14 protein-coding genes are annotated in these 21,005 nt (G+C 66.7%); 1 reads left to right on the forward strand and 13 read right to left on the reverse strand.

Going from position 1 to position 21,005, the window contains the following annotated elements; genetic code table 11:
- Positions 1-22 precede the first annotated feature (22 nt).
- Positions 23-1,420, reverse strand: coding sequence for a glutamate--tRNA ligase (gene gltX / locus AC3A4T_RS02980; RefSeq protein ID WP_487674006.1), 1,398 nt, complete (start codon positions 1,418-1,420; stop codon positions 23-25).
- Between the two features lie 197 nt (positions 1,421-1,617).
- Between gltX and lpxH the strand changes: the two genes are divergently transcribed.
- Positions 1,618-2,352: a UDP-2,3-diacylglucosamine diphosphatase gene (lpxH, locus tag AC3A4T_RS02985; RefSeq protein ID WP_487674007.1), complete on the forward strand. Its 735-nt coding sequence runs from the start codon at positions 1,618-1,620 to the stop codon at positions 2,350-2,352.
- A gap of 51 nt (positions 2,353-2,403) precedes the next feature.
- On the opposite strand, the gene AC3A4T_RS02990 is transcribed toward lpxH, so the two are convergent.
- The 12 genes from AC3A4T_RS02990 to AC3A4T_RS03045 all read right to left on the reverse strand — a co-directional run bounded on the left by AC3A4T_RS02990 (position 2,404) and on the right by AC3A4T_RS03045 (position 20,525).
- Positions 2,404-3,687 carry a hypothetical protein gene (locus AC3A4T_RS02990; RefSeq protein ID WP_487674008.1) on the reverse strand — a complete coding sequence of 428 codons (1,284 nt, stop codon included), beginning with the start codon at positions 3,685-3,687 and terminating at the stop codon, positions 2,404-2,406.
- Positions 3,688-3,916: 229 nt separating this feature from the next.
- Positions 3,917-6,181, reverse strand: coding sequence for a TonB-dependent receptor (locus tag AC3A4T_RS02995; RefSeq protein WP_487674009.1), 2,265 nt, complete (start codon positions 6,179-6,181; stop codon positions 3,917-3,919).
- A 637-nt stretch (positions 6,182-6,818) separates the two neighbouring features.
- Positions 6,819-7,055 (reverse strand): hypothetical protein, encoded by a 237-nt coding sequence (locus tag AC3A4T_RS03000; protein ID WP_487674010.1) that lies wholly within the window; start codon positions 7,053-7,055, stop codon positions 6,819-6,821.
- Positions 7,056-7,316: 261 nt separating this feature from the next.
- Positions 7,317-9,764: a S9 family peptidase gene (locus AC3A4T_RS03005; RefSeq protein WP_487674011.1), complete on the reverse strand. Its 2,448-nt coding sequence runs from the start codon at positions 9,762-9,764 to the stop codon at positions 7,317-7,319.
- 592 nt (positions 9,765-10,356) lie between these two features.
- Complete coding sequence (locus AC3A4T_RS03010) at positions 10,357-10,782, reverse strand: hypothetical protein (RefSeq protein WP_487674012.1); 426 nt, start codon at positions 10,780-10,782, stop codon at positions 10,357-10,359.
- A gap of 11 nt (positions 10,783-10,793) precedes the next feature.
- Positions 10,794-13,244 (reverse strand): S9 family peptidase, encoded by a 2,451-nt coding sequence (locus AC3A4T_RS03015; RefSeq protein ID WP_487674013.1) that lies wholly within the window; start codon positions 13,242-13,244, stop codon positions 10,794-10,796.
- A 109-nt stretch (positions 13,245-13,353) separates the two neighbouring features.
- Positions 13,354-14,169 (reverse strand): ferritin-like domain-containing protein, encoded by an 816-nt coding sequence (locus AC3A4T_RS03020; RefSeq protein WP_487674014.1) that lies wholly within the window; start codon positions 14,167-14,169, stop codon positions 13,354-13,356.
- A 13-nt stretch (positions 14,170-14,182) separates the two neighbouring features.
- Positions 14,183-15,652, reverse strand: a complete 1,470-nt coding sequence (gene purF, locus AC3A4T_RS03025; protein ID WP_487674015.1) for an amidophosphoribosyltransferase — start codon at positions 15,650-15,652, stop codon at positions 14,183-14,185.
- Positions 15,653-15,845: 193 nt separating this feature from the next.
- A complete protein-coding gene (locus AC3A4T_RS03030) occupies positions 15,846-16,715 on the reverse strand; it encodes a CvpA family protein (RefSeq protein WP_487674016.1) in 870 nt (289 codons plus the stop codon).
- 74 nt (positions 16,716-16,789) lie between these two features.
- Entirely contained in the window at positions 16,790-17,866 is a 1,077-nt protein-coding gene (locus tag AC3A4T_RS03035; protein ID WP_487674017.1) for an SPOR domain-containing protein, read from the reverse strand.
- 367 nt (positions 17,867-18,233) lie between these two features.
- Complete coding sequence (gene folC / locus AC3A4T_RS03040; protein WP_487674040.1) at positions 18,234-19,517, reverse strand: bifunctional tetrahydrofolate synthase/dihydrofolate synthase; 1,284 nt, start codon at positions 19,515-19,517, stop codon at positions 18,234-18,236.
- Between the two features lie 63 nt (positions 19,518-19,580).
- Complete coding sequence (locus AC3A4T_RS03045) at positions 19,581-20,525, reverse strand: energy transducer TonB (protein WP_487674018.1); 945 nt, start codon at positions 20,523-20,525, stop codon at positions 19,581-19,583.
- Between the last annotated feature and the right edge of the window lie 480 nt (positions 20,526-21,005).

Genomic DNA, 21,005 nt, shown 5'->3' on the forward strand with positions numbered 1-21,005 from the left:
CGTGGTCGCGGCGCGGTTGAACCTACGCAGGGATCTTAGTAAGGGCGGCGTCGATGCGTTGCAAGGCCCCGGCCTGGCCGGCCAGGTACACCGTGTGGGAGATGTCCGGGCTGACCTGGGTGCCGGTGATCGCCACCCTCAGCGGCTGGGCGACCTTGCCCATGCCCAGGCCCAACGCTTCAGCGGCCTCGTGCAGCGCCGCCGAAACCTTGTCGGCGCTCCATTCGCTCAGCGCGGCCAGACGCGCGCGCGCTTCGCTGAGCGGTGCCTGCGCGGCGGCGTTGAGGTGCTTGGCGACTGCGGCATCGTCGTAAGTCTCCAGCGGGCGATACCACACCGCCGCGCGCTCGGCCATGTCCTTGAGCGTCTGCACCCGGTCGCGCAGCGCGATCACCACGTCGGCCGCAGCCGGACCGCTGCTCAAGTCATAACCGTTGTTGAGCAGGTGCCATTCGAGGTGCTTGCCGACCTCAACCGGATCGTCGCTCTTGAGGTACTGCTGATTCATCCATCCCAGCTTGGCCGCATCCAGGCGCGAAGGGCTGGAATTGACGTCGGACAACTGGAACAGCGCGGTCATCTCCTCGATCGAGAAGATTTCCTGATCGCCGTGCGACCAGCCCAGGCGGACCAGGTAATTGAGCAGCGCGTGCGGCAGATAACCCTCGTCGCGGTACTGCATCACATCGGCCGCGCCGGTGCGCTTGGACAGCTTCTTGCCCTCGTGGTCGAGAATCATCGGCAGATGGGCGAAATGCGGCACCGGCGCGCCCAGCGCTTTGTAGATGTTGATCTGGCGCGGAGTGTTGTTGACATGATCGTCGCCGCGCACGACATCGGTGATGCCCATGTCCAGATCGTCGACGACCACGGCGAAGTTGTAGGTCGGATAGCCGTCGGCGCGGAAGATCACCAGATCGTCGAGCTCGCTGTTGGCGATCTCGATCCGGCCCTTGACCTTGTCCTCCAGCACCACCGTGCCGTCGAGCGGATTCTTGAACCGGATCACCCGGTTCGGATCGTCGCGATACGGCTCGTTGCGATCGCGGTACGCGCCGTTGTAACGCGGCTTCTCCTTGGCCGCCTCGGCCGCTTCGCGCGCGGCCTGCAGCTCGTCCTTGCTCTCGTAGGCGTAGTACGCGGTGCCGGCCGCGACCATCTGCTCGGCGACCTCGCGGTAACGATCGAGGCGATGGGTCTGATAGATCGGGCCCTCGTCGTAGTCCAGGCCCAGCCACTGCATCGCCTCCAGGATCGCGTCGATCGCGGCCTGGGTGCTGCGCTCGCGGTCGGTGTCCTCGATCCGCAGGATGAACTGGCCGCCCGCGCGGCGCGCTTCCAGCCAGCAGTACAGCGCGGTGCGCGCGCCGCCGATGTGCAGGTAACCGGTGGGGCTGGGGGCGAAACGGGTGCGGGTCATGCGGGGCTCGGGTGGATCGGGGAATCGCGCATTTTAACGGACTGGCGGTGGCGATGGCGGCAACGGCCGCGCGACGCCGCGGCCGGGCGCCCGCGCCATCGCGAAAGCGCTGGCCCGCAAGGCTTTCGGCCCATACGAAACGAGTCTTGTGAGCGCTTACCCGCGCCGCAATGGCGCGGTGTTTTAGACTAGCCGCCATGACGACCCTCTTCATTTCCGACCTCCACCTCGACGCAGAGCGTCCGCGGATCACCGAACTGTTCGGCCGCTTCGTGCGCGGCGAGGCGCGCGAGGCCGACGCGCTGTACATCCTCGGCGACCTGTTCGAAGCCTGGGTCGGCGACGACGACCCGTCCGACACCGGCGCCTTCGTCGCCAGCGAACTCAAGGCGCTCGCGGACAGCGGCGTCCCAGTGTTCTTCATCCGCGGCAATCGCGACTTCCTGCTCGGCGCCGACTACGCCGCGCGCGCCGGCATGCGCCTGTTGCCCGATCCGTCGGTGATCGTGCTGTACGGCCAGCCGGTGCTGATCGGCCACGGCGATCTGCTGTGCACCGACGATGTCGCCTACCAGCAGTTCCGCGCGCAGACCCGGCATCCGGCCTGGCAGGCGCAGTTCCTGGCCCAGCCGCTGGCGGCGCGGCTGGCGTTCGCGCAACAGGCGCGCGCGGCGAGCAAGGCGCATCAGGCCGGGCTCAAGGACGACGGGCGCATGGAAACCATCACCGATGTCGCCCCGGATACGGTCGTCGAAACCTTCGCCCGCTACGGCATCGACACGATCATCCACGGCCACACCCATCGGCCGGCCGTGCATACGCTCGAGGTCGGTGGGCGCTCACGCACCCGCATCGTGCTTGGCGATTGGTACGAACAGGGCTCGGTGCTGCGGGTCGATCGCGACGGCATGCAGTTGCAGACGCTGGGCTGAAACCAGCGCCGCGCATTCGCCGTCGAATCGCCAGCCCATGACGGCCGCCACCTACTCTTCAGGCGGCGCCCAGCGCACCGAACGCGCGACCGCTTCGGCCCACTCGCGCGACGCGTCGAGTTCGTCGCTGATGGTCAGCAGCAGCACCCGGCCATCCACCGCGCAGGCCGCGTACAGATGCCGCACGCTCGCTTCGGCGTCTTCTTCCCAGCGCCCAGTGGCCAGAATCTCGTCCTGGGTCCAGGCCAGATCGGCCGGACCGTCGCGATTGGCCGTTTCCAGCAGCTCCGCCGCGGGCGGCAGGCTGCCGTCGGCGGCCGCGATGCTCAGCGAACTGACATAGACCGCGCGCCGGTCGCCGACGTATTGCAGATTGTTGCCGTCGTTGAGCTGCTGTTCCTTGAAATGCCCCGGCACCTCGACGCTCCACGGGCCGCCGTACAGCGCATGCCGGGTCGGCAGGCGCTTATAACCCGGCCCCTCGCGCTGCGGCAGTTCGATTTCCGCGCCGCGTTCAAGCAGCCATTGCAGTTCGTCGCGCACCTCGGCTTCGAGCGCGCGGCGCGGATCGATCGCGCTCGCGCGGCGATCGCTGTCGAGCACGCGCCGCAACACGTCGCGCTCGGCCTGATCGCGAGGACCGACCCAGTTCACGTCGCACCACACGCCCACGCGCGCCAGCCCGCCCCAGAAATCGGCGCCGAAACCCGGCTGCCACCACGGAAAGAATTCGCTGGCCGCGGCCAGCGCCTCGGCTTCGCTCGCGGCGATGCGCTCGAAACGCTGCTCGCTCCAGATCCCCATCGGCGAACCGACGAAATCGCCGATGCGGGGCATCGGCCCGATCGGCATCGACACGAACAGATCCTGCGCATCGCGCCGCTGCAACAACAGTCCGGCCACCTGCCGCAACCAGATCGCCATTTCGGCCTGCAGTCGGGTCAGATCGCGGCCATTCGCATAGCCGGTCTCGTCGCCGTAACCCGCGGCGGCGTCGTCGTCGTCCCAACGCCAGCGCAGGCCCCACTGCGCGGCGATGCGATCGAGCACGTCGAGCAGAAACGCGTGATACCCCGGCCCGACCGTATTGGTGCGCGCGCTGGCGAGCAGGCTGCCGTCGGCGAGCAACTCGATCGACAGCCCCTCCTCGGCCGGATGCCAGGCGAGGGTCGCGCCGTGCTCGCACTGCCACACCTGCAGGCGCTCGCGCAGCACCGGCTCGGGCAGCGCCTCGAGGTAGGTGCGCTGAAATTCGCGCAGCAAGGCCGGCACGCTGGGCTTGGCCCACATGCGCCGCTTCCACGGCGTGCTGACTACCTGAAACCCGATACCCATGCGGCCCCCGACGTTCGCGTCCCCGGACGAATCCTAACGAGTTTTCGCCATGCCGAACGAGGGGTATTGCGGCCACACACACGAACGCCCGGACGGTGCCGGGCGTTCGCTGCTCGCGGCCGCGTGCCATCAATGCACGCGGGTGATGTCATCGCTCAGGTTTGCGCCGATCGCGCCACATCGATCACAGCCGTATCTATCACAGCCGTATCGACCATGACCGCATCGATCAGAACCGCACTTCCGCGGTCAGGAAGGCCTGACGCGGCGCGCCCGACTGCAGGGTGTAGTTCAGCCCGTTCGGATCCGAGGCGACGAAACCGTTGGTGCCGATGCTGCCGAAGTATTCCTTGTCGAACAGGTTGGTCAGGTTCAACTGCAGCTTGAACGCGTCCGCCCAGGCGATGTCCTTCCATTCGTACGACGCCGACGCATCGACCACCCAGAACCCCGACACGTGCGAATCGTTGAGGTAGGTCAGATAACGCTTGTCGGTGTACTTGGCGCCGAGCTGCAATTGCAGGCCGTCGTGGTCCCAGCGCAGCTCGGTCGCGTACAGACGCTTGGGCGCATCGACCGCCTGCTTGCCCTTGGTCCGCACCAGGGTGGTGCCGTCGAGATAGTCCGACTCGTACTGCGAATCGTTGAACGCCAGCGAGTGATACCAGCTGAAACCGGCGAACGGCTTCCACAGCACGGTGATCTCCGCGCCGCGGCTTTCCACGTCGCCGACGTTGGCGAAGCTCGACGCGCAACCGACGATGCCGGCGCAACGCGCGATCGCCAGCAGGCGGTTCTCGAAGTTGACCCGGTACACCGCGACCGAGGCCTCGATCTGGTCGCGGCTGGTGCGCAGGCCGGCTTCGAAGGTCTTGGAGGTTTCCGGTTCCAGCGTGCCGACGGCGGCATTGAACGCGGCCTGCGAGGTCGAATGCGGGCCGTTGACGCCGGTGCGGAACGCCGACAGGTTTTCGCTGTAGGAGCCGAAGATTTCCTCATGCTCGCTCAACTGCCAGCGCGCGCCGAGCTGTGGCAGGAAGTTGTCTTCCGACACCAGCTTGCCGCTGGCGCGGCTGGCGCCGCCGATCAGGGTCTTGCCGTCGGTCTCGACCTTCAACCCCTTGAAACCCGCATCCACGGCCAGGCGGCCGTCGGCGAACTCCATGTGATCGAGCACGTAGTACATGCGCGTGTCGGTGTCGAAACGTTGGCGGAACACCCGCGCGGACGGGTTGCGGTAGAAGAAGATCTCGTCCGGCGGTTCGTTGCGGTTGAGGTCATAGAAATTGCGCTGCACGCCGTGATCGTTCTTCTCCAGCCACAGCCCGGCCTGCAGGCGGTGGTTGCCGATCTGCCAGGTCAGGCTCGGCATCAAACCGGTGCGCTCGATGTCGTACTCGGTGGTGCGCATGCGCAGCGGCACGGTCGGCGAGACCGCGTACGGCGTGGCCCAATGGCCCTGGCCTTCGTTGTTGTGGTAGTACGCCGTCGCCGCGAGGGTCACATCGGCGTTGAGGTTCCACTCCGCGCTCAGATAAGCCAGATCGTCATCGCGCACGCCGCGGGCGATGTAGTACGCATCGTCCAGGCTGGTCACGCCGCCGCGGAAAGTGCCGTTGGCCGCGTCGATCGCGCGCTGCCAGTCCTTGGCGTAGTTGTCCCAGTCCATGCCCAGGCGCTTGGCCGATTCCAGCGACAGGTCGGCGTAGTCGGTTTCGCGACGACGCGAGGAATCGGCGAAGCCGGTGATCCTGAAATCTTCGCCGCTGTAGACGAACTTGCCGTTGAACTGGCTGTTGCGCTGCGGGCCTTCGCCCTTCCACTTGTCGGTGGTGTGGAACACGCCGCTCAGGTAAGCGCTCCAGCCGTCGTGATCGCCGGTGTCCAGGCGCGCGTAGGTGCGGCTGGTCGCGTCGCTGCCGATGGTCTGGGCCAGGCGCACGCCGAAGTCGGCGGACGGATCGGAACTGAAGAAACGCAAGGTGCCGCCGAGGTTGCCCGAGGACGCGGTATCGATCGCGCCGCTGCCTTGCGAGAGTTCGGCGCCGGACAGATTCTCGGCGGTGATCGCGCGGCTGATGTGCAAGCCGTTGTGATTGCCATAGCTCATGTCGCCGAGCGGAATGCCGTCGAGGGTGAAGCCGAGCTGCTGCTGCGAGAAGCCGCGGATGCTCAGCTTGCTCGACCATTCGTAATTGCCCCACGGATCGGAGCTCTGGAAATGCACGCCGGGCAGCTTGGCCATGACCTTGAGCGGGCTGGTGCCGGCCGCTTCGCGTTGCAAATCGGCCTTGCCGAGCGCCTGCACCTGGCGGGTCTGGCCGGTGCCGACCACCGATACGACGTCGAGCGTGGTGGCGTCTTTGCCGGCATCGGCGCTGGCGCTGGTGGATTCGGCAGAACTGGCGAGGTTGGCGGCTTCGGCGGCGCGGCCGTTGCCTGCGTACAGACCAAACAGTATCGAGGCGGCGAGGAGCGTCGTCTTCGTCGTCATGGGGAACTTCCATTGGGAGAGAGTGCCGCCGCACGCGTTGCAGAATCCGCTGCGTGAATCACTCTGGGCGGCTTGAGAGCGAAGCCCGGAAGTCTGTGGGTGACGTGTGAAAGGGATATTTCAGATCGGCGTCAGTTTGCGTCGCCAGAGAGTGAGCTGTGCCGGATACGGGCTGTGACCTGGAGCGAAGCGATACGTTAGTACTCGAAGGATGTCGCTCTTCGCGAAGCGCGCGGTAGTTGGCCCCCTTTGGAAAAGGGGGCGGCGCGCTGCGATGGCGAGAAGTCTGTGCGTTGTCGCTCGCGATCGTGACGTCCCCCGCTAATCGGGACCAGCCAAAACTAGAAGATTCGGCGGCACTCAGGCCCAAGGAGGCCCATCGCCATGAAGAAGTCGAAGTTCAGCGAAGAGCAAATCGCGTTTGCCGTGAAACAAGCCGAGGGCGTTATGGACTGCCCAGAAATTTAAGACACTCGCCAGCCTCAAAGTAAGGCACGTTCAAAGGCCTCGGGACTGAAGCCGCCCAGGTGGCTGTGGCGGCGAGTGAGGAAGTGCCTCGGACAAATGGCTAGCCTGCCCACACCCCAGGCTCTGCGTCATGAAGAATCGTTAATAACCACGATGTCACGAATCCCTCTCAGGGCATCGCCTTCGCCCGGGACAACATCTTTCCCGATACTTTCCAAACAATCAGGCACATGCCGATATAAACAAGCAAGAACGGAAGCACTGCGACACCGTAATCGCCGTCCCCAAGGACGAAGCTTCGGACTGCGAAGCAAGAAACAACCGTGCCCACAAACAGGCAGAGTCCGGACACTGCCTTCAAGGCGCTCCAAAAAAACAGCCGATGCATCTTGACCAATCGTTGCATGGCGCCTCCTATTTCATGAGCGACCTTCGCCGCATTGGCTCAGTAACACGCTCAAGCAGCTCGATCCCGCCAGCAGGGTCCAATATCTGTTCATAAGAGTTCCGTCTCCCGAGTCAAACCGCCCAGCGTGGAATGCGTACGCGCGCTCGACTTTATCCGAGAGCCGCGGTCATTGAAACCGCGACTCCCGGCGCGCAAACCACCGCGTGCTTTCGCGCGACGGTCTCGCGGACGATCGCGTAACCGTCGACTTAATGCGCCTCAGTACCCGCCCTCACCCGCCTTCGGCGGCGGCGCCAGCTTGTAGCCCACCGGCGGCTTGACGCCCATCAAATGCTCGACGAAGTAGTCCCACATCCGCCGTGTGTAATACGGATCGTTGCGAAATAACTCGTGATCCTGATTCGGCAGATACAACAGATCGAAGTCCTTGTTGGCGCGAATCAGCGCCGAAGTCAGCTGCACGGTCACGGCGGGATAAGCATTCTCGTCGAGATCGCCGTACACCAGCAGCAACTTGCCTTGCAGACGATCAGCCAGGCTGGCGTTGTCGAAGGCGCGATACACCGCCGGCACCGCGTCCGGCGCCGGCCGTAAACGCTCGCCGTTACCGTAATCCAGCGGGCCGGTCAGCAGCCGGTCCAGACCCAGCACGCCGCCGGAATACATGCCCTGGAAATTCTGATTGCCGGCCGACGACACCGCGACCTTGTAGAACTCCGGCCGGCGCAGGATCGCGCGGGTCGAGGAATAGCCGCCGAAGGAATGGCCGTAGATGCCGACGCGCTGCAGATCCAGGCCGGGATAACGCGCGGCCAGTTGCTCGATCGCGACGACGTGATCGTCGATCTGGGTGTCGTGATTGAGCCCGTAGCTGACATCGTGGAACGCGCGCGAACGACCCGGCGTGCCGCGTCCGTCGATGGTGATCACCACGAAGCCCAGTCGCGCCAGACTGGAACGCGAGACCGGATTGATCGCCGCGGTCGCTTCGACATAGGCCACCGGCGCATTGGTCACCTGCGGGCCGCCGTAGATCGCGTCGATGATCGGGTATTGGCCGGGCTTGGCGCGTTCGGGCGCGTAGTCCGGCGGAAAGTAGACCGTCGCGTAGACATCGGTGCGACCGTCGGCGCCCTTGAATTTGAGCCGTTGCGGCGGCAGCCAGCCGGCCTCGGCCACCGCGGACACATCGGCGCGTTCAAGTTCGGCGATCACCGCGCCGTCCTCGGTCGAGCGCAGCACGCTGTGCGGCGCCTGATCGAGGGTGGAATAGGTATCGACCACATACTCGCGCGACGGCGACAAGGGATCGGCCGCGCCGCTCGGTGCGAAGCCGCCGCCGGCGTCATTGATGTCGTGATCGGCCTGCTCCGCGGTCAGCAAAGTCGGCTCGCCGCCGTCGAGCGACACGCGATACAAGCGACGTTGATACGGATCGCCCGGCTCGCGGCCGCCCGCGGTGAAATACACGCGGCGGCGGCGTTCGTCCACCCCGATCACCTCGCGCACCGCCCAATCGCCGGCGGTCAGGCGACGAATCAATCGGCCGTCGCGCAGATCGTACAAATACAGATGCCCCCAGCCGTCGCGCTCGGAGTACCACACCGCTTCATCGCTCGCGGCGAGCACGCGCACCGCGGCCGGACGGGTCAGGAAATCGTTGACCTGTACGCGGGTGTCCGAGGTTTCCTCAAGCACTTCGCGCACGACGCCGTCGCGCAACCCGATCTCGACCATGCGCGCACGCGTCGGCCGCCCATCGTTGGCGATCGCGGCAAACACCCGGCCATTGTCCCGCGACCAGCCCAACACGCCGGCTTCGCGCATCGCATTCCACCCGCCCGGAATCGCGATGCGACGCGCAGCGCCGGCCTCCACATCGACCGCGAACCATTCGTCGCGCGCCGGCTCGCGATCGCCCGGCAGAGTCAGGCGCAACTCGTAGGCGACCGGGCGAAAGCCATGCTCCGGCGCGAGCGCGACGAACGGATACGGCAACACCTTGCGTTCGTCGAAACGCAGGCCGAACAGATAGCGACCGTCGGGCGACCACGACACCGCGTACGGCCGGGTCTGGCCGCGGCCCTGCCGGCGCTGCACGCCGCGCATCGCGAAATCGGGCTGCACGCCATAGCCGTAATGGTCTTCGCCATCCGAAGTCAACGCACGCTCGGCGCCGCTGCGCAGATCGCGCAGCCACAGATTGTTTTCGCGCACGAACACCGCGCGACTGCCGTCGGGCGACAACAGCCAGCCCGGATCGATGGGCGTGGTCGCCACGGCTTCGCAACGATACGTGCGCAGATCGCAATCCAGTTCGCGAGCGGCCGCGCCACGCAAGCGCGCACGCAACGCTTCGCCTTCCAAATGCAGCGACAGCAGTTCGGGCGCCGCGGTCGCCGCCGGCAGCGCGGCGCGCATCGCCTCGCCCAATCGCGCCGCGTCGAACAGCGGCCGGCGCTCGGCGCGGACTGGGTCGACCAACACGTATTCGGCCCCGCTCTCGCCATCGCGGCGATACCAAAAGCGGCCGTCGGCGAGCCACTGCGGCGCGACCGTCGCATTCCTGATCCGGCCCTTGAGGTTGTAATCCAGCACGCGCTCGGCGCGCGCATAATCGGCATCGGATAACGCCAACGGCTGCGTCTGACCGACAGCGGACATCGCGGCGCATGCGACCGCGACCCAGATCGCCCATCGTTTCATGCCATCCCCTTCCCCAGGTAGGTATAGAGGAAGATCGCATAACTCAAACGCCCGGACTTTACCCAGCTTGGCTCCAGCATGACGCGCTGCGGCGCAATGCAATCGCTAAAGCTATTTCACTGTGACCAGGCTTGAGTCAGCGAAGCACACGTCGGCAAACCTCACGGCCTGCGCGACCTCGCGCAATTCAATAGGCAGATCGGTACAGGTAATCGGCAGCAGTGGCCTGGCGAGCAATTCGTAGGCGTTCAATGGCCCTTTGATACTCGTGAAATCCGTCCAGTCGTATACGAACACCCCCGCTGCGCGAGCGCCATATAAGAACGGGGGTCAGGCGCGTCGCTCAAGTTCGTCACCGCCTGACCGGGCCGAATGCTCAGGCGCAGCACTCTGTCTTCCACTTCCTCGATAGGAAAGAAGTCTCCGCGCAGAGCTTGCGCCGGAATCGGTCCTTCCCCGGCGGCGATGAAAACCCCTACAAATCCGCGTCCATCGGATGCGCTCCAGGCGCAATCTACCGCGTGTGGATAGTCTTTCTGATTCATCGCAGCGCCCTCGCGCAACTGAACCTCCGCCAGTTCCAGACCACGCATCAAACCACTCTAAGCTGCTCATTGAACCGCCCGGAGTAGCGCCATCCGAGCCGTTCAAACATGTTTACGAACCATTCCAGCGAATCAGCAGAATCCTCGACGCTATCGCCCTGACCAAGAACACAGATCAGCGCCCGCATCGCCGCGTCTTCTTTATCAAGAACGTCGATGCCACGCCCTTTAGCGATCAAGTACTTCCAACAAGACTCACTCGCGGCATCCAGGGCGCTGATTTCGCCCTTTCCCTCGAGCCAATACGAGCCAGCCAGATCCAAAGCATCCTGACCGAGCCGCGGTAACAAATCGCGGATCGTCATCAGACAGCGGCACATGAATATCGAAAGCGCGCGTTCAACCTCGGCCGGACTTTGCTCGCGCGTGACCGAACGGAAAAATTTCTGGACCGAGTTGTGATCAATAGACATGCATGCTCGCCTCAGTATCCACCCCCACCCGACTTCGGCGGCGGCGCCAGCTTGTAGCCCACCGGCGGCTTCACCCCCATCAGATGCTCGACGAAGTAGTCCCACATGCGCCGGGTGTAGTACGCGTCGTTGCGGAACAATTCGTGATTCTGATTCGGCAGGTATAGCAGATCGAAATCCTTGTTGTTGCGGATCAAGGCCTCGGACAGTTGCGCGGTCACCGCCGGCAATGCGTTTTCGTCCAGGTCGCCATACACCAGCATGAGCTTGCCGCGCAGGTTCTGCGCCAGGGTGGCGTTGTCGAGGTCGCGGTAATTTTGCGGAATCGCCTCGGGTGTCGGGCGCACGGTGCGGCCGTTGCCGTAGTCGACCTGACCGGCCAGCAGCCGTTCCATGCCGTTGAGGCTGGAGTACATGCCCTGGTAGTTGTGACTGCCGGCCGAGGACACCGCGACCTTGTAGAACTCGGGACGACGCAGAATCGCGCGCGCCGAACTGTAGCCTCCGAAGGAATGGCCGTAGACGCCGACGCGCTGCAGGTCCAGTCCCGGATAGCGCCGCGCCAGTTCGCCGATGGCGGCGACGTGATCGTCGATCTGCGGATCGGCGAACGCGCCGAAGCTCGCATCGTGGAAGGCCTGCGACCGTCCGGGCGTGCCGCGCCCGTCGATGGTCACCACCACGAAGCCCAACGCGGCTAGGCTGGATCGCGAAATCGGATTGGTCGCCGACACCGCTTCGGCCATGCCGACCGGTGCGTTGGTCACTTGCGGGCCGCCGTAGAACGCGTCGATGACCGGGTATTGCTTGGGCTTGGCGGTCTTCGCCGAATACCCGGGCGGAAAGTACACGGTCGCGTAGAGATCGGTGCGACCGTCGGCGGCCTTGAGCGCGACCCGTTGCGGCGCGCGCCAACCAGCGGCGATCACCTTCGAGGTGTCGGCGCGCTCGAGGTCGAGCACGATCGCGCCGTCGCGGGTCGATCGCAACACGGTGCGCGGCGCGGTATCCAGGGTTGAGAAGTTGTCGATCACGTAATCGCCCGAGGGCGATAGCAGATCGATGCCGTCACCGCCGAGGATCGCACTCGCGCCGACCTCCAGCGCGTGATCGGCGACCTCCGGCGTCAACAGCACCGGGTCGCCGCCATCGAGTGACACGCGGTACAGACGGCGCAAATACGGATCGCCGGCTTCGCGGCCGCCGGCGGTGAAGTACGCCATGCGCCGGGTTTCGTCGACGCCGATCAGGTCGCGCACCAACCATTCGCCCGAGGTCAGGCGACGGATCGGGCGGCCGTCGCGCAAGTCGTGCAGGTACAGATGGCCCCAACCGTCGCGCTCGGAAAACCACACGACCTGATTGCTGCGACTCAACACCCGCACCGCGGCGCGGTTGTAGAGAAAGTCGTTGACCTGCACGCGGGTGGCGGATGTTTCTTCCAGCACGTCACGCGAACGGCCGGTGTCCAGATCGAGTTCGACCAGGCGCATGCGCGCCGGACGGCCGTAATGGGCGATGGAAGCATAGACACGGCGGTTGTCGGCCGACCATCCGAAAATATCGGCCTCGATCACCGGCGACCAGCCTTCGGGCGCGGTGATGCGACGAACCTCGCCGGCGCCGTCGACATCGACCGAGAACCATTCGGCCCGCGCTTGCTCGGCGTCGCCGAACAGGCTCAGGCGGATGTTGTACAACTCCGGCCGATGGCCGCGCTCGGGCGCCATCGCCAGCATCGGATACGGCTGCACCTTGCGTTCGTCGAAACGCGAACCGAACAGGCGCTTGCCGTCGGGCGACCAGTTGACCGCGAACGGCGGCACCTTCCATCGCCCCTGCCGCGACGGCACCGCGTGCAGGGCGAGATCGGGCAGCACGCCGTAGCCGTAGTAGGCTTCGCCGTCCCGGGTCAGGGCGCGCTCGCGGCCGCTGTCGAGATCGCGCAGCCACAGGTTGTGGTCGCGCACGAACACCGCGTGGCGCCCGTCGGGCGATCGCAGCCACAGCGGGTCGGGTGTGTTCGCCGCAATCGCGCGGCATTGGTTGGCGACGACATCGCAGGACAACTGCTGCATCGCATCGCCGGCGAAACGCGCGTGCAATACGCCGGCTTCCACGGCGACCGAAATCGGCTCGGGTACGCGTTCGGCGGCGGACGGCAGAACCGCGCGGAGCGCCTCGCGCATCCGCGCCGGATCGAACAAAGGCTCGCGACTGCGCGCGTTCGGATCGACCAGGATGTACTGCGCGCCCTGTTCGCCGTCGCGGCGATACCACAGGCGTCCGTCGGCCAACCAATGCGGGACGATCTCCGCGTTCTTAAGCTGACCCTTGAGGTTGTAGTCCAGCACTTTCTCGGCGCGCGCGTAATCTTGCGCGCTCAACGACGCGGGCTGCGCCCACACCGGTCCGGCCGCGGCGCACAGCAGCGCGGCGGCCCATATTCCATGACGACTCATGCCATCCCCCTTCCCTTTGATGGAAGGCCGACGATGGCACAGGCCCCAGGGAGCCGGCTTTGCATTGCGAGGCAGTCCGACCGAGCGGTCCGACGCGGCGATCCGGCCTCTAGCGTTCGACGAACGCTTCCAGCATGCGCAGTTCCTCGTCGTCGAAGCCCGCCGCGCTGCGCGCTTCGAAATTGAACGGCCCATACAGCACCGCGCGCGCGTATTCGCCCAGCAGCTCGCGGAAACGCGGCGCCGGGTCGATGCCGGCGCGCTCGCAATACCAGCGGTACCAGCGCGAACCGGCGGCGACGTGGCCGACTTCCTCGCGCAGGATCGTTTCCAGGATCGCCACCGTCGCGCTGTCGCCGAGCGAACGCAGCTTGACGATCATGCCCGGGGTCACGTCGAGCCCGCGCGCTTCCAGCACGCGCGGCACCAGCGCCATCCGCGCCAGGCCGTCGTGCGCGGTCTTCTCGGCCATTTCCCACAGGCCGTTGTGCGCGTCGAAATCGCCGTAGTCGTAACCCAGTTCCTGCAAGCGCGCGCGCAGCAGACTGAAATGACGCGCTTCGTCGTTGGCCACGCCGACCCAGTCGGCATAGAACTGCGCCGGCAGACCGCGGAAGCGGTAAATCGCGTCCCAGCCCAGGTCGATGGCGTTGAATTCGATGTGCGCGATCGCATGCACGAACGCGGCGCGGCCCTCGGCGGTGCCGAAGCCGCGCTTGGGCAGTTCGCGCGGATGCACCAGCGCCGGCCGCGCGGGGCGGCCGGGCATGCGGATCGGTTCGGGCGCGGGCGCGTCGAGCGGCGTGGTCAGTTCGCCGCGCGCGTAGGCTTGCGCGCAGGCGAAGGTCAGCTCGACCTTGGCCTGCGGCGTGGCCGCGTCCAGGCAGGCGCGTGCGGCGTCGAACAGCGAACCCGAGTCGAGCATGGCCGGCGCGCGCTTACGACGCGCGTCGGGTCTTCTTGGCGTCGTCCGAGCGCAGTTGCTGGATGCGCTCGAAATAGCCAGGTTCCACCCCGGTGACGTACTCGCCGTTGAAGCACGACGAATCGAAATGATCGATGCGGTGCTTCGGCCCGGACACCGCCTGTTCCAGCGCGTCGAGGTCCTGATAGATCAGCCAGTCGCAACCCAGCAGCGCCTGCACTTCGTCGTCGGTGCGGCCGTGCGCGACCAGTTCGTCGGTCGACGGCATGTCGATGCCGTAGATGTTCGGAAAGCGCACCGGCGGCGCGGCCGAGGCCAGATACACCTTGCGCGCGCCTGCGTCGCGCGCCATCTGCACGATCTGGCGCGAGGTGGTGCCGCGCACGATCGAATCGTCGACCAAGAGCACGACACGGTTACGGAATTCCAGCGGAATCGGATTGAGCTTGCGCCGCACCGATTTCGCCCGCTCGCCCTGCCCGGGCATGATGAAGGTGCGGCCGACGTAACGGTTCTTGATGAAGCCTTCGCGGTACTTCACGCCCAGGGTGTTGGCGATTTCCAGCGCGGAATCGCGCGAGGTGTCGGGGATCGGGATCACCACGTCGATGTCGTGGTCCGGACGCAGGCGCTGGATCTTCTCGCCGAGGGTCTGGCCCATGCGCATGCGCGCCTTGTGCACCGACACGTCGTCCATCATCGAGTCGGGACGGGCGAAGTAGACGTATTCGAAAATGCACGGCGCGTGCTGGCGCGGCTGCGCGCACTGGCGCGAGAACAGCTCGCCGCGCGCGTTGATCACGATGCCCTCGCCCGGACGTACGTCGCGCAGACGCTCGAAGCCGAGCAGGTCCAGCGCCACCGATTCCGAAGCGATCGCGTATTCGTCCTGGCCACCGGTGTTGCGCTTGCCCAGCACCAGCGGACGGATGCCGTGCGGATCGCGGAACGCGACCAGGCCCAGGCCCAGCACGGTGGCGACCACTGCGTAGCCGCCGATACAGCGACGGTTGACGCCCTCGATCGCGCCGAACGCGGCCTCGGGGGTGAGCACGCGCTGGCGGTCCAGTTCGTGCGCGAACACGTTCAACAGCACTTCCGAATCCGATTCGGTGTTGACGTTGCGGCGGTCCTGTTCGAACACCTCGCGCCGCAGCATGTCGGTGTTGATCAGGTTGCCGTTGTGGGCCAGGGCGATGCCGAACGGCGAGTTGACGTAGAACGGCTGCGCTTCGTCGGAGCCTTCGCTGCCGGCGGTCGGGTAGCGGCAATGGCCGATGCCGACGCGGCCTTCGAGCAGGCGCATGGCCTTTTCGTCGAACACGTCGCTGACCAGGCCGTTGCCCTTGTGCACGCGCAGGCGCGCGCCGTCGGCGGTGGCGATGCCGGCCGCGTCCTGGCCGCGATGCTGCAGCACCGTAAGACCGTCGTAGAGCTGAGCGGCGACATCCGTGTTGCCGACGATACCGAGAATGCCGCACATAGCGCTTGAATCCTGCTGAGATGTCGATGATGCGTGGCGCGCCGGAAAGATTGCCGTGGACGGCGCGCGTTGCGGAACGATTGATGAAGCCGGGTTGCGAACAACGGTTACTGCCAAATGCGGGCGACGAGGAGCGATACCCATCCCTCGCCGAGTGCTGCGATACGTCCGCCGTCCGTGGCCGCTGCGTGGCTCAATTCACGCGTTTGTCGTCTTGCTGTTTCTGCGCGTCGACCCGGGCCGGATCGCCCTGGGTGCGGTTCGCCGCGCCCTGGCTGCCGGCGCCGCGCGGCAACAGATCGCGCATCGCGCCGGGCAGCAGATCCTGCAAACCTCCGCCCGAGGCCTGTTCTTCCGGCAGCGGCTGCGGCAACGCGATGTCGCGCGGCCCGCCGGTGTCTTGGTTGTTCTGGCCGCCGCTCATCCCGGCCGGGATCAGATCGGCCAGCCCACCGCCGCCGCCACCGCCCGCGAGGCCGCCCATGCCGGGCAGCCCTTGCGGCACCTGCTGTTTCAGACTCTTCTCCAGGCTCTTCGCCTCGGACTGCACGGTCGCCTGCAACGAGGTGCCGCGCCCTTCCAGATCGACCTTGCGCGCCATCGCGTCCGGCAAACCGCTGCGCATCAGCTTGGCGCCCGGCATCAGCAGCGCGGCGAGGCTGGACTCGCGCCAGGCGCGTTCGCGCGGCAGCGTGGTCATGCCCAGGGTCACCAGCAAGGCGCAGGCGAAGATCAGGCCGCGGATCGCGCCCAGGCCCAGGCCCATCAACCGGTCCATCTCCGACAGACCGTAGGAATGCGCGATCCGGCGGATCACCAGGCCGATCAGCCCCACCGTGATCCAGATCGCCACGAACGCCAGCGCATAGCCGCCCATGTACGAGGCCCAGCCCATCTGGCCGTCGCCGAGGCTGCGGCCGACTTCGCCGCCGAACAGGAACGCGCCGACGCCCGCCAGCAGCCACGCCGCCAGCGACACCGCCACGCCGATCAGGCCGCGGGCCATGCCCAAAATCGCCGACAGCCCGACGATCAACAACAAACCCCAATCCAATGCCGTCATAGCGTGCCGCTCCTTAGTGTTTCCGCTCGCGGCTCACCGCCGCGACCGCCCTGGCTGCGCGCCGCGATCGCCGATCACGGATGCGGTTTGACCAAGGCATCGCCGACCCCGAGCTTGCTCGCGACCTGGGCCTTGAGCTTGTCGGCGTCGGCACGGTTGACCACCGGACCGATGCGCACGCGGTTGAGCGTGCCCTTGTCGGTGCGGACCTGTTCGACGAAAGCGCTGAATCCGGCGGCGCGCGCGCGGTCGCGCAGCTTGTTGGCTTCTTCGGCGTTGCCGAAGGCGCCCAGTTGCACGGCGAAACCGGTGGCCGCGGCGGCCGGCTTGGGTGCGGCCGGTTTGGTTTCCGCTGGTTTGGCGGCGACCGGCTTGGTGTCCGGCTTGATCGGTTCGGCCGGCTTGGGCTTTACCTCGGCCGGCTTGGCGGCGACCGGCTTGGGTGGTTCGGGCTTGGCCGGCGTCGGCGGCAGCGGCGTGGGCTTGGCCGGCTTGCTTTCGGCCAGCGGCTGCGGCGCGCTGACCGCCGGCTTGGACGCGGCGGCCGCGGGCGTGCTCAGCGCCGGATCGGCGGCGTCGGCGTTCAGGACCACGACCTTGGCGCCGATGTCGTTGCGGACCTTCGCCGAACTCAGGCGCGCGGACTCGGCGTCGGCCTGGGTTGCGAACGGTCCGATCCGGACCCGGTACACGGTGCGGCCGGCGGCGCTGGCGACGGTTTCCTGATAGCCCGGCAGGCGCGCGGCCTGCAGCGCGGCGATCACCCGGTCGGCATCGCCGGCGCTGGCGTAGCTGCCGAAGCTGACCGCGTAATCGCCACCGGCGGTGGACGCCGGCAGCATGCCCTGGTTGCCGGCCGCGGTGTCCACGGTCGGCAGGGTCTGGCCGTCGCCAGCGGGCGTCTGTTCGGCGGCGGGCGCGGGATGATCCATGCCGACCACGCCGCCGTGGGGCGCATCGCCCGGGATGACCAGCGGCAGTTCGCGGGTTTCGAGCTCGCCACTGCCTTGCGGCTGGTCGGGCAGGGTCAGCGGCACGTCGGAGGCGCCGCTTGCCGGCGCCGGCCCCTTGATCAGCATGGGCAGAAAGATCACCGCCAGCGCGACCAACACCATCGCACCGATCAATCGCTGTTTCAGGGCAGGTTCCATCGCTACTCGATCACTCTCAAGGCCGGATGCCGGCGCGAATTATACCCCCGAGTGGGCATCGGTCCGGTGTACATGGCCGGGTCGGAGCGTTGTATTCAGGATAACGGGGCGTGCCAGACGTCGTTTTTAACGGCGATGCGATGCCGCGGCAGCCCCTGTAGGAGCGGCGCGAGCCGCGACCAACCGAAGTGGCCGAATACCACTCAACCCACCGAAGCCGTAGCGCCCGGCAAGCTCTCGCTCCGAATGCTCGCAGTGAATTGCCTTCGGACGGGGGCGCTTGCGTACGTGACTTCGGTTGGTCGCGGCTCACGCCGCTCCTACAGGGGAAGCATTCGCCGAATCGTCGTTCGTGAAAGCGCCGGACTCAGTCCGCCCCCAACCACGCCAACGCCGCCGCCGCGGTATGAAACGACCCGAACACCACAATCCGATCGCCCTCGCCCTCGCCCGCCTGCGCCCGCGCCGCCCGCAGCGCCGTGGCGACATCGGCATGCCGCTGGCCCTCGCCCGCCGCGCTACCCCTCAAGCGTTCGGCGAACGCATCCACATCGATTCCGCGCGGGCCGCTGTCGGCCAATCCGGCGATATACCAATCGTCGACCTGCTCCGCGAGCGCGTCGACCACGCCGACCACGTCCTTGTCGCCGAGCGCGGCGAACACCGCCCGCACCCGCCCGGTCGTCGGCGCGGCCCGCAACCACGCCGCCAGTTCTCGCGCGGCCTGCGGGTTGTGGCCGACATCGACCACGATCTCGACCCCGTCGCGCTCGAACCGCTGCAACCGCCCCGGCACCCGCGCCGCGGCGACGCCCTCGGCGAACTGCAAGCGGGTCGGCGATGGCCGCAGCGCCCGCAACGCGGCGATCGCGACCGCGGCATTGCGCCGCTGCGCGGGCGCGGCCAACGCAGGCGCTGGCAGTTCGACCCGATAGCCGACCTCGCGCCAGCGCCAGTGATCGGTTCCCGGCGTCGATTCGAAGAAGAAATCGCAGCCCGCGCGCACCGCCGAGGCGCCGATCGCATAGGCATGGCCGAGCACGCTCGACGGCGGATCGTCGTCGCCCAGCACCAGCGGCTTCCAGGCGCGCGCGATCCCGGCCTTTTCGAAACCGATCGCCTCGCGGTCGTCGCCCAGATAATCCTGATGGTCCAGATCGACCGTGGTGATCACCGCCACGTCCGGATCAACGATATTGGTCGCGTCCAGGCGCCCGCCCAGGCCGACCTCCAGAATCGCCAGATCCAGCTTGGCCCGTTCGAACAACCACAGCGCCGCCAGGGTGCCGTATTCGAAATAGGTCAGCACGACCTCGCCGCGCGCGGCTTCGATCGCCTCGAACGCGGCGACGATATCGGCATCGTCCGCATCGCGTCCGTCGATGCGGATGCGCTCGTTGTAGGCCAGCAGATGCGGCGAGGTGTAGGCGCCGACGCGGCGGCCCGCGGCGCGCGCGATCGCCTCGATGAAGGCCACCGTCGAGCCCTTGCCGTTGGTGCCGCCGACGATGATCACTTTCTTGCCCGGGCGCGTGAGGCCCAGGCGTTGGTGGACGTCGCGGATGCGCTCGAGCCCCATGTCGATGGACTTGGGGTGGATGCGTTCGATGTGGGAGAGCCAGTCGGCGAGAGTGCGTTGCATGGTGCGAATTCTCGCAGAGAACGCGCGAATTCGCCGGCTCGATTGATCGGCCGGCACCGGTGGTCCGATCGCTCAGCCGCGCCGCCACGCCGGACGCGCCGCCGGATCGGTGGGCGCTTCCGGATTCTCCGGGACCAACCGCGAGGGGCCCAGCGGACGCTTCGACGGGGTCTGCCTCGGCGGCAATGGCGGCTCCGCCGACAACTGCTTCGGCATCGGCGCGCCCGGGTACTGGCGCGGCCAGTCGCGCACCATCCGTTCCAGCTTCGCGCAGTCCGACGGCTTCGCCGCGCCGCACAGCATCCGGCTGGCGTAGAACGACTTCTTGCCGTCGCTGACCAGACGCTGGCGGATCAGCGAGGGCGCGGCCGGATGGCTGTCTTCGATCAACAGCCACTGAAACGCGCCGCGATCGTCGCTGATGCGCAGCGCCGGCCAACCCAACTCGCCACCGGGCGCCTCGTGACCGTCGCGACGCGCCTTGATCATCAGCTCGGTCGCACTGCCCGCATCCATCGGCAAGGCATCGGGCAGGTAGCCGTCGAGGCTGCCGTCGCGCGCGGCGGTCACTTCCGGCACCTGGGCGAGGGGCCAGACCCGGTCCCATTCGGCCTGCGCTCGGGCGTGATAGTCGGCCATCTGCTGCGGCGTGGGCCGGGCGAAGTCGACCGGCAGCCGCACCCGCGACGGCACCGCGGCGCCGTCGCGATACTCGGGGCTCAAGCGCCAGTCTTTCGCGGTCTCGACCGCTGCATGGTCCAGCGCCGCGTAGCCCGAGTCGGTCTCGATCCAGACCTGATCGACCTGGCCGCAGCGGTCGATGTCCAACACCAGGGTCACCCGGCCGGCGGCGCCGTAAACCTCCATCGGGTACTTCGGCGTCGGCTGCGACGGCCCGCCAACGGGACAGCCGGCCGGCATCGGTGCTCCGGCGCCGGGCTTGATCGTTTGCGCCGCGACCGGCGCGGCGATCAGCGTGGCCAGTACGGCCGCATACCTGCTTGCGAATTTCGACACTGCTCTTCCCCGCTCCAGCACCGCCTCCCGCGGCGGCTGGTATTGCAGCACAAGCGCGAGCGCGCTGGGTGTTTGCGTGGGCTGTAGGCCGAATACGACGCGAAGGGGCGAGTGCTCGCGAGGTCCGCATTGGCGCTGCAATCTGAAACGCAGTCGCGATCCAATCGGCCACCTGTTATGCCTTATGGCTCTGTCAGCGTCACTGCTGGTGCTGGCGAATCCACGCTTTGGATGGGTTCGAATCCGAAGTCGCGCCTACCTTCCAGCGCTGCGAGGCTTGTAACTCGCGTTAGCAAACGCACACCCGTAGGGCGGTGCACATGGATGTGCGCCGTGCGCCACCGAGACAGGATGTCTCGTGTGGCGCATGCCTGCGTCCGCTCCGCGCTTGCGGGCCCTTGAATCACAAAAAGCGTTTTTCTTTGGTTACCTTTCTTTTGTCGCTTTTGACAAAAGAAAGTAACTCGGCCGCTTGCGGAC

This window comes from Lysobacter sp. Soil_N_51 (assembly GCF_057655755.1).